Below are 218 nucleotides of genomic sequence, written 5' to 3' on the forward strand. Positions count from 1 at the left end.
GGGATGTTGTCCCCGCAGCAGGTGGAAGCGGCGTTGGTGATCGGTGCTGAACCGTGCCCGCCCGAGCTGGTGAATCGGTGGGCGCCGGGGCGGGTGATGGTCAATGTCTACGGCCCCACCGAAACCACGATGTGGGCGTCCAAGAGCCTGCCGCTGGTGGCCGGGTCGGGGGCCCCGCCGATCGGGTCGCCAATCGCACGGGCGGCCTTTTTCGTCCT

The 218-nt window shown here is 69.3% G+C and carries 1 protein-coding gene; it reads left to right on the plus strand.

Annotated elements, in window-relative coordinates; all coding sequences use genetic code 11:
- Nucleotides 1-218: AMP-binding protein (locus tag AC5Y30_RS25600; RefSeq protein WP_499922130.1), on the plus strand; the 218-nt coding region annotated here is incomplete at both ends.

Source organism: Mycobacterium sp. NGS27, from assembly GCF_059813005.1.